The sequence below is a fragment of the Kitasatospora sp. NPDC001683 genome (assembly GCF_053596495.1).
Genome location: NZ_JBSFGK010000022.1, coordinates 98,628 through 106,809 on the forward strand (window position 1 = coordinate 98,628; position 8,182 = coordinate 106,809).

Genomic DNA, 8,182 nt, shown 5'->3' on the forward strand with positions numbered 1-8,182 from the left:
ACGGTCGCCGCGGTCGTCACGGTTGAAACCACCCGAGCGACGGTCGTCGCGGTCCCGGCCGAAGCCGCCCGAACGACGCTCGTCCCGGTCCCGGTCGCGGTCCCGGCCGCCGAAGCCACCGGAGCGACGGTCGTCCCGGTCGCGGTCGCGGTCCCGGTCGCGGCCGAAGGCCGGACGCTCGGTGCGCACCTCGCGGTACGAGGGGGTGCGCTCCTCCGCCTGCGGCGCGGCAGCGGCGGCCGGAGCCTCCGCGGCGGCCGGGGCGGCGGCCTGGGCGGTCTCCTCGCCGGCCTCGGCGGACGCGGCCGGGGCCTCGTCCTCGATGCCCAGCTCGGCCCGCTCGCGCGCCGCACGGGCGGCCAGGCGGTCGGCCTCCTCGCGCAGCTCGGCGGCGCGGCGCTGCGCCCGCTCCAGCTGGCGGGTCATGTCGGCGAGCTCGCGCTCGGCGGCACCGGCGATGTTCGCGGCGCTCTCGGCCTGGACCTCGGTGAGCGAGCGGGCGCCGGTGATCTTGGCGACCTCGGCGTCGAAGGCGTGGTCCAGGATGTGGCGGCTGGCGTCGACGCCCGCGTCCTCCATCAGGCGGAAGACGCCGCGGCGCTGGTGCGGCAGCACCAGGGTGACGACGGCACCGGAGCGGCCGGCGCGCGCGGTGCGGCCGGAGCGGTGCAGGTAGTCCTTGTGGTCGCCGGCCGGGTCCACGTTGAGGACCAGGTCGATGCCGTCGACGTGGATGCCGCGGGCGGCGACGTCGGTGGCGACGACGACGTTGACGTAGCCGTCCTTGAAGTCGCCGAGGACGCGGGTGCGGGCGCCCTGGGTCATGCCGCCGTGCAGCGCGTCGGCCTTCACGCCGGCCTCGATCAGCTGCTCGGCGACCCGGTCGGCGCCCATCTGGGTGCGGACGAAGATGATGGTGCGGCCCTTGCGGGCGGCGATCGCGTTGGTGATCGGCGCCTTGTCCTTGGGCTTCACCACGAGGATGTGGTGGGTCATGGTGGTGACCGCGCCGGCCGACGGGTCGACCTCGTGGGTGACCGGGTTCTTCAGGTAGCGCTTCACCAGGGTGTCGATCTCGTTCTCCAGGGTGGCGGAGAACAGCAGGCGCTGGCCGCCGGCCGGCACCTGGTCGAGGATCTCGGTGACCTCGGGCAGGAAGCCCATGTCGGCCATCTGGTCGGCCTCGTCGAGGACCACGGTCTGGACGTCGTCCAGCTTGGCGGAGCCGCGGTTCAGCAGGTCGCGCAGGCGGCCCGGGGTGGCGACCAGGATGTCGACGCCGCGCTCCAGCGCGTAGATCTGGTTCGACATCGAGGTGCCGCCGCAGACGACCTTGAGGCGCAGGCCGAGCACCGAGCCGAAGGGCTCCAGGGCGTCGGCGACCTGCATGGCCAGCTCGCGGGTCGGGACCAGGATCAGACCGCGCGGGTGCTTGGCGCGGGTGCGCTCGCCGTCGGCCAGGCGGGTCAGCAGCGGCAGGCCGAAGCTGAGGGTCTTGCCGGAGCCGGTGCGGCCGCGGCCCAGAACGTCCTTGCCGGCCAGGGCGTCCGGGATGGTCGCGGCCTGGATCGGGAACGGGGTGGTGACGCCGCGCTTGGCGAGGGCCCGGACGACGTCCTCGTGCAGGCCCAGGTCGCCGAAGGTGATGGTGGGCTCGGCGGGCTCGGTGGCCTCGACCGTCTCCTCGACGGTCTCGGCGGTGATCTCCTCGGCGGCGGTCTCCGCGGCCTCGGTGATCAGATCGGTGGAGTCGGTGACATCGGCGGCGGCCTCGTTCGCGGGCATGGCGAAGCGGGCGTCGTCAACGAGAGACATGCAAAACCTTCCGGAAGTGGCACGCGCCAAAGTCCGGGGTTCTGTTTCACAACCGCCTCTATGCGGTCAGCCACGGATCGCCGGAACGCGCCAAGGGCGCCAGTTGGGAATGGGGCGCCAGTCAAATGGATCAAACGAACGATCTACCACCATAGAGGACCCTCGGGACCGGAGGCAAATGCCCAGGCCAGCCCGCTATTGCGTACCCGCACGAGGACTCGGGGCCGAGGAACCGGAGCTGCCGGCGGAGGGTTCCGGGCCCGGCGGGACGGTCGCGGCGGGCGTGGTGGGCACGGGCGTGCCGGACGGGTGGGCACTCGGGGTGACCGACGGGGTGCCCGAACCGCCGCCGGAACGGCCCTCGCCGCCGCCGGTACCGCCGGGGCCCGTCGAACCGCCGCCCGTGGAGCCGCCGGGGTGCGGCGCGGGGCTGGAATTCGCGCCGCCCGTCGAGGCGTTGCCGCCCGGCGCGCCCTCGGGAGCGCCCGCCCCCGGCACCGGGACCACGCCGGCCACCGTGCCGTTCGCGCCGGGCGTGAGCTCACCCGGCGCGGCGGTCGTGGCCCCGGCCGGCGCGTTCTCGGCCTGCAGGCCCCCCTGGTGCTCCGGGCGCCCGGACACGCCCCCCGGGTGCCCGGCGCCCGGCGAGGTCGAGGGACCTCCCGTCGCCCCAGGCCGGCCCGCCGGACCGGCCTGCCCGACCGGCGCCACCCCGCCGTGCTTCTCCTCCGCCGCCGGCCCGACCGACATGCACCCGGTCAGCCCCAGCCCGGCCACCGCCAGCACCGCCGCCGCCCGCACCGCCGCTCCCGATCGCCCCGACGGCACCATCCGCACCGCCGCCGTCGAACGCACCGCCCGCACCGAAGCCACCGCGCTCCCTCTCCTGCCGCCCCACCCGGGCCGCCCCCTGGCGGCCGCTTTCGGTGCCCAACGCGCGCCGGGCACGGCGGACACGGGTTCGTACGGGAGTCCTCCGGAGCGGCCCCCGCAAGAGCCGGCGGCAGCCCGTCCTGCGGGAGGGCTCAGCCCCAGAGCGCCGAGGCCAGCTCCGCCCCCGCGTACACCGCGGTCAGCCCGGCCGCCAGGCTGCCGGCCACGTTCGCCACCGCGTACCGCCCGGCCCCGGACTCAGCCAGCCGCAGCGTCTCGTACGAGAAGGTCGAGTAGGTGGTCAGCGCCCCGCAGAAGCCCGTGCCGACCAGCAGCTGGACGTGCGAGGAGGCCGCACCGGCCGTCACCGCCCCGGCCAGCAGGCCGAGCACCAGGCAGCCGAGCACGTTCACCGTGAAGGTGCCCCACGGGAACACCGAGTCGTGCCGGGACTGCACCGCCCGGTCGGTCAGGTACCGCAGCGGCGCGCCGACCATCGCGCCCGCCACCACCAGCAGCCAGTTCACTCCGCTCCCCCGACCGCACCCCGGCCCGTACCCCGCCCCCGGTAGTGGACGACCTCGCAGCGGTCCAGCAGCACCAGGCCCTCCGCGACCAGCTCCTCCAGCTGTGGCAGGAACCCCCGCACCCGCTCCTCCTCGTCCACGATCACCACCGCCACCGGCAGGTCCTCGCTCAGCGACAGCAGCCGCGCCGTGTGCACCAGCGAGGAGGCGCCGAACCCCTCGATCCCCCGGAACACGCTCGCGCCGGCCAGCCCGGCCGCCCGCGCCCGGTGCACGATCTCGCTGTACAGCGGGCGGTGGTGCCAGGTGTCGCTCTCGCCCACCAGCACGGTCAGCCGCAGCGCCGGCCCGCCCAGCCGGCTCACCGGGCACCGCCGCGGTGGATCAGCCGCCGGGTCAGCGCCGCGGCCGCCCACACCGCGCCGAGCGCGCCCACCAGGGTCAGCCCCAGGTACGCCAGCCCGGACCCGAGCCGCCCGGCCTCCAGCAGCCGGCGGACGTCCACCGCGTACGTCGAGAAGGTGGTGAACCCGCCCAGCACGCCGGTGCCGAAGAACGGCCGCAGCAGCGGGTGCGCCGGGCGCCCCTCGGTGACCACCACCAGGAACACCCCGATCACCGCGCAGCCCACCACGTTGATCAGCAGCGTCGTCCACGGGAAGGCCGACGGCCCGGTCTCCCAGCCCAGCCCGGCCGCGTACCGCGCCACCGCGCCGATCGCCCCGCCCACCGCGACCACCGCCACCACGGGCCCCTGCCCGCGCAGCACCGACGGCCGTCCGCGCACCGGCGCCGCCGGGCTGTCCACCGTGTCCTCCGAGGTCGTCACGGAACCCATCAAACACCGGTGTCCGCTGCCTGGCACACCGTCACCCCAGAGCCGACAATGATCCGGTGGAAATGACCCGGGAAGAGTTCGAGACGCTGGTCAGCGACGCCCTGGACCAGATCCCCCCGCAACTCGCGGCCATGATGGACAACGTCGCGGTCTTCGTCGAGGACGAACCCGACCCGAGCGACCCCGAACTCCTCGGCCTCTACGAGGGCACCCCGCTCACCGAGCGCGGCGAGTGGTACGCGGGCGTCCTGCCCGACCGGATCCTGATCTACCGCGGCCCCACCCTGCGGCACTGCGACACCCACGCGCAGGTGGTCGAGGAGGTCCGCACCACCGTCATCCACGAGGTCGCCCACCACTTCGGGTTCGACGACCACGAGCTGGACCAGCTCGGCTGGTCCTGACCCCCACCCCCACCCGGCCCAAACCCGTTTTGGCGATCCGCCCTGCATCCCATATGCTTCTCGACGTCCCCGGAACGCTGGAAACAGCCGGACGGGCCGCAAGCCCTCATCGTCTAGTGGCCCAGGACGCCGCCCTTTCAAGGCGGTAGCACGGGTTCGAATCCCGTTGGGGGCACGCAGTACCGTAGTAAAGTGCAGTGCCGCAAGACCTTAGTGGTTCGCCACTACCAGGTCCCGTGGAGCAGTTGGTTAGCTCGCCACCCTGTCAAGGTGGAGGTCGCGGGTTCAAGTCCCGTCGGGATCGCTCGTCTCGCAAGAGACGGTGCAGTACGGCCAGGTAGCTCAGTTGGTACGAGCGTCCGCCTGAAAAGCGGAAGGTCGCCGGTTCGACCCCGGCCCTGGCCACAACGCCTGACCAGGCACGATGCCCCCGAAGCGAATCGCTCCGGGGGCATTTTCGTGCCGTTTGACGCCAACGGCGCGGCGGACGGTCAGGCCCTCCGCATCTTTGCCGCAACTCCACCGCCCCCACCGTCACGCCGCGTCGGCGTGACGGTGGGGCACGAAGCGCATCGTCGTCCTTCCGTCCAGGGGGGCCAGCCGGATGTCGAGGTCCGCCTCCAACGCCTCGGCGAGCCGCGCCAGGAGGGGAAGGGTCGGGGTCGTGTCCCCCAGTTCGACGCGGGAGATGCCAGGCTGCGTCATGCCGGCCCGCCGGGCGAGTTCGGTCTGGGAGATCCCCAGCTGCCTTCGCCTGTCCCGCAGAGCGGCCGACAACTGCTGCCCATAGTCCACGGCTTCCTCCTGGCTATGCGGCGCGAGCGGCGAAGCTGACTGCCGTGCCCGAGGTCGCCAGATGGACGTCCACAGAGACCTCCAGAGCCGCGGCAATCCGGAGAAGCAGGTCGGACGTGACCGGGAGGACTCCACCAACCTCGATGTGTTCCACCTCGTCAGCGGTGCTACCGAGGCGAACCGCCAGCTCGTCCTCGCTCAGTCCCAGCTGGGTACGCCGGTCGTAGACCAGCTGACCGAGCGCCATGGCCAGACGAATCTGCTCTCGCTCGGCGATGATCGCGGGGGGCTCGAACTCCCCGTGGATCGCGCGCTTGTCCCGAGCCAGCTGCCAGCGTGCGTGGTTCACCGTTCCTCCTCCGCCGTGTTGCGACTGTAGATCTCATGACCTTCCGGATGCCCCGTCTCGCACACCAGCTTGGCAGCCTTGGCTCGCTTGACCTCCGCTTCCTCACGCATTCGGGTCTTGCGAAAGACAGTGAGCAGAACGATGCGGCGTCCAGGCGCCAGCCAGTAGCTGATCCGCACCGCGTTCCCGCTCAGACCGAGGCGCAGTTCCCGCACCCCATCACCCAGGTTCCGCGAGTGCGGCTCGTCGAGCCTCCGGCTTGGCCTGAAAAGCGGAAGGTCGCCGGTTCGACCCCGGCCCTGGCCACAGCCAGGAAAGCCCCGGAGAGATCACTCTCCGGGGCTTTTCGCGTGCCCGCCCCCCGCAGCACTACTCCCTTGGCTCAGCGCTCGCTTGACTGCCGTTCATCGGGCGAGCCGGGCCGCGAGCCAGTCCGCGGTGGCCGGGAGCCAGTCCGGGAGGGCGGTGCCGAGCAGGTGGTTGCCGTGCGGGACGAGCAGCAGTTCGGCGTTCGGGGCCTGCTCGGCGAGGACGGTGGCGTTGGTGACGCCGGGGATGCGGTCCTCGCCGCCCTCGACCACCAGCAGCGGGAGGGTGATCGTCGGGGCGAGCCCGGTCAGGTCGATCCGGTCCACGAAGGCGCGGGCCGCCTCCGGGCCGCCGCAGCGCTGGGCCAGGGTCTCGCCGACGAACGGGACCACGCCCGCCCAGTCCAACCGGTACGGGCCGCTGACCGTCGCGGCGGCGCGCAGCCGCGGCTCGTGGGCGGCGGCCATCGCCGCGTAGTAGCCGCCCAGGCTGAGGCCGACCACGGCGGTGCGGGCGAGGTCCAGACCATCGTGGGCCGCGAGTGCGTCCAGCGCCCGGCCCACCACCCGGTGGTAGTCCGGCTCCGGCGCGCTGGTGGCGGCCAGGACGCCCTGGCCGGGCCCGTCGATCGCCAGCACCGCGACCCCCCGGGCCAGCAGGGCGTCGGCGAGGGCGTGGAACTCCTCCTTTCCGGAGTCCATGCCCGGCACGATCAGCACCACCGGGGTGCCGTCCCCGGCCGCCGCCGGTCGGCGCAGCCAACCCGCGAAGCCCTCGCCCTCGACCCGCGCCGCCTCCGCCTCCAGCAGCGCCAGCGACTGCCGCATCGCCTCGTCGGCCTCGGCCGCCAGCCGGGCGGCGGCGGCCCGGTCCGGGTGCGGCAGCAGCCCGGCGGCGTGGAACCAGCGGGCGGCACTGCGGTAGGCGGTTCCGGCGGTGACCGTACGACCCTCCGCCGCGGCGCGCCCGGCCGCGGCGGCGTACCGGCGCCCGACGGCGCCGAAGGCGGCCGGCCAGTCGCGCAGGGAGGTCAGCGGGGCGGTCACCCGGTCGTACTCGTAGAGGTCGAGGCCGGCGCCGTGGGCGCGCGGTCGGGTTTCCGCGACGAACGCGGGCAGCAGGCCGGGGGTGTCGACGAAGTCCACGATGAAAGCTCCTCGTTCCGGGAATCAGGCGACGGTCAGCACGGCCTTGCCGCGGATCCGGCGGTCGCGCAGGTCGGTGAGGGTGGTCGCGGTCCGCTCCCAGGGCGCGACCAGGCCGATCTCCGGACTCAGCCGGCCGGCCGCCGCCAGGCGCACCAGGGTGGCCAGGTCCTCACCGTCCGGGACGTCGGAGTCGGCGTAGTGGAAGTGCCGCAGGGTGGCCGACTCGGGGCCGGCGAAGAAGTCGAAGAAGTCCAGCGTGGCCGGCGTGCGCGAGGCCTGGCCGAACCAGACCAGGGTCCCCCGCCGGGCCAGCCGGGCCAGCGCCAGCGGCAGGTCGGCGCCACCGGTGGACTCCAGCACCAGGTCGTACGGGCCCCGCGCCTCACCCAGCTCGTGCACCACCTCGGCCGCCCCCAGCTCGGCCAGCCTCCGGCCGCGCTCCGGAGAGGCCGTGACGACGGTCAGCTCGGCCCCGGCCGCGGCGGCCAGCTCGGTGAAGTAGTGCCCCACCCCACCGGACGCCCCGGTCAGCAGCATCCGCCGCCCGGCCACCGACCCCACCGTGCGCAGCAGCCGCAGCGCGGTCAGACCGGCCAGCGGCAGCGCGGCGGCCAGTACGGCGTCCAGACCGTCGGGCAGCTCGGCGAGCGAGGACACCGGCACGCACACGTACTCGGCCCACCCGCCCGCCGGCGGATGCCCGACCACCCGCCGGCACACGGCGGGCCCCGACCCGTCGGCCGCGGCCTGCACGACCAGCCCGGCCACGTCCTTCCCCGGCCGCCACCCGGCCCTGGGCGCCTCCAGCTGGAACGTCTCGCCCCGGTTCACCGAGAACGCCTCCACCTTCACCAGCACCTCCCCCGGCCCCGGCTGCGGCTGCTCCACCTCCGCGAACCGCACCGGCTCCGCCACATCCCCGGTCGCCACCAGCGCCTTCATCCCCACTCCTCACCTCGTCGGAGCCCCCACCTCACCGCCCCCACCACCCCCCGGTCCAACAACCACCGACCCCCGTCAACAACCCCCAGTTGTCACCCGTCCAGCCACCCCTCCCGCCCACAACAACCCCCACCCCTCACGTGGGCGGTAGCTCCCCCTTCGGGGTCGCGGTCGCCCCGAAC

Annotated in this window: 10 protein-coding genes, 3 tRNA genes and 1 pseudogene; 4 read left to right on the forward strand and 10 right to left on the reverse strand. The window is 74.0% G+C overall.

The genetic code is table 11. From position 1 onward, the window contains the following. The 5 genes from ACWCYO_RS14795 to crcB (ACWCYO_RS14815) form a co-directional block, all read right to left on the reverse strand. On the reverse strand, window positions 1-1,815 hold a 1,815-nt coding region (locus ACWCYO_RS14795), incomplete at its 3' end, for a DEAD/DEAH box helicase (protein ID WP_449784464.1). 195 nt (window positions 1,816-2,010) lie between these two features. Beyond that, window positions 2,011-2,688 (reverse strand): hypothetical protein, encoded by a 678-nt coding sequence (locus ACWCYO_RS14800; RefSeq protein ID WP_270145264.1) that lies wholly within the window; start codon window positions 2,686-2,688, stop codon window positions 2,011-2,013. Between the two features lie 152 nt (window positions 2,689-2,840). Continuing rightward, entirely contained in the window at window positions 2,841-3,215 is a 375-nt protein-coding gene (crcB, locus tag ACWCYO_RS14805) for a fluoride efflux transporter CrcB (RefSeq protein ID WP_270145265.1), read from the reverse strand. Beyond that, window positions 3,212-3,580 (reverse strand): DUF190 domain-containing protein, encoded by a 369-nt coding sequence (locus tag ACWCYO_RS14810; protein WP_270145267.1) that lies wholly within the window; start codon window positions 3,578-3,580, stop codon window positions 3,212-3,214. The genes crcB (ACWCYO_RS14805) and ACWCYO_RS14810 overlap by 4 nt, the downstream gene beginning before the upstream one ends. Then, window positions 3,577-4,053, reverse strand: coding sequence for a fluoride efflux transporter CrcB (gene crcB / locus ACWCYO_RS14815; RefSeq protein ID WP_449784465.1), 477 nt, complete (start codon window positions 4,051-4,053; stop codon window positions 3,577-3,579). Before crcB (ACWCYO_RS14815) ends, ACWCYO_RS14810 begins: the two co-directional genes overlap by 4 nt. A gap of 62 nt (window positions 4,054-4,115) precedes the next feature. On the opposite strand from crcB (ACWCYO_RS14815), the gene ACWCYO_RS14820 reads away from it, so the two are divergent. The 4 genes from ACWCYO_RS14820 to ACWCYO_RS14835 all read left to right on the forward strand — a co-directional run bounded on the left by ACWCYO_RS14820 (window position 4,116) and on the right by ACWCYO_RS14835 (window position 4,862). Continuing rightward, window positions 4,116-4,457 (forward strand): metallopeptidase family protein, encoded by a 342-nt coding sequence (locus ACWCYO_RS14820; RefSeq protein ID WP_270145270.1) that lies wholly within the window; start codon window positions 4,116-4,118, stop codon window positions 4,455-4,457. Window positions 4,458-4,559: 102 nt separating this feature from the next. Continuing rightward, a tRNA-Glu gene (locus ACWCYO_RS14825) sits at window positions 4,560-4,632 on the forward strand. 55 nt (window positions 4,633-4,687) lie between these two features. Then, window positions 4,688-4,761: transfer RNA gene (locus ACWCYO_RS14830), tRNA-Asp, on the forward strand. A gap of 27 nt (window positions 4,762-4,788) precedes the next feature. Continuing rightward, window positions 4,789-4,862, forward strand: a tRNA-Phe gene (locus tag ACWCYO_RS14835). A gap of 129 nt (window positions 4,863-4,991) precedes the next feature. On the opposite strand, the gene ACWCYO_RS14840 is transcribed toward ACWCYO_RS14835, so the two are convergent. From ACWCYO_RS14840 to ACWCYO_RS14860, 5 genes and pseudogenes are all read right to left on the reverse strand, one after another. Further along, window positions 4,992-5,252: a helix-turn-helix domain-containing protein gene (locus ACWCYO_RS14840; RefSeq protein ID WP_327068229.1), complete on the reverse strand. Its 261-nt coding sequence runs from the start codon at window positions 5,250-5,252 to the stop codon at window positions 4,992-4,994. A gap of 13 nt (window positions 5,253-5,265) precedes the next feature. After that, window positions 5,266-5,601 carry a helix-turn-helix domain-containing protein gene (locus tag ACWCYO_RS14845; protein ID WP_359975481.1) on the reverse strand — a complete coding sequence of 112 codons (336 nt, stop codon included), beginning with the start codon at window positions 5,599-5,601 and terminating at the stop codon, window positions 5,266-5,268. Then, window positions 5,598-5,846: pseudogene (locus tag ACWCYO_RS14850) on the reverse strand (type II toxin-antitoxin system RelE/ParE family toxin); the annotation flags it as partial. The gene ACWCYO_RS14845 and the pseudogene ACWCYO_RS14850, both read right to left, overlap by 4 nt. Before the next feature lie 159 nt (window positions 5,847-6,005). After that, entirely contained in the window at window positions 6,006-7,055 is a 1,050-nt protein-coding gene (locus tag ACWCYO_RS14855; protein ID WP_270145274.1) for an alpha/beta hydrolase family protein, read from the reverse strand. Between the two features lie 24 nt (window positions 7,056-7,079). Then, window positions 7,080-8,000 (reverse strand): zinc-binding dehydrogenase, encoded by a 921-nt coding sequence (locus ACWCYO_RS14860; RefSeq protein WP_449784466.1) that lies wholly within the window; start codon window positions 7,998-8,000, stop codon window positions 7,080-7,082. Window positions 8,001-8,182: the final 182 nt, after the last annotated feature.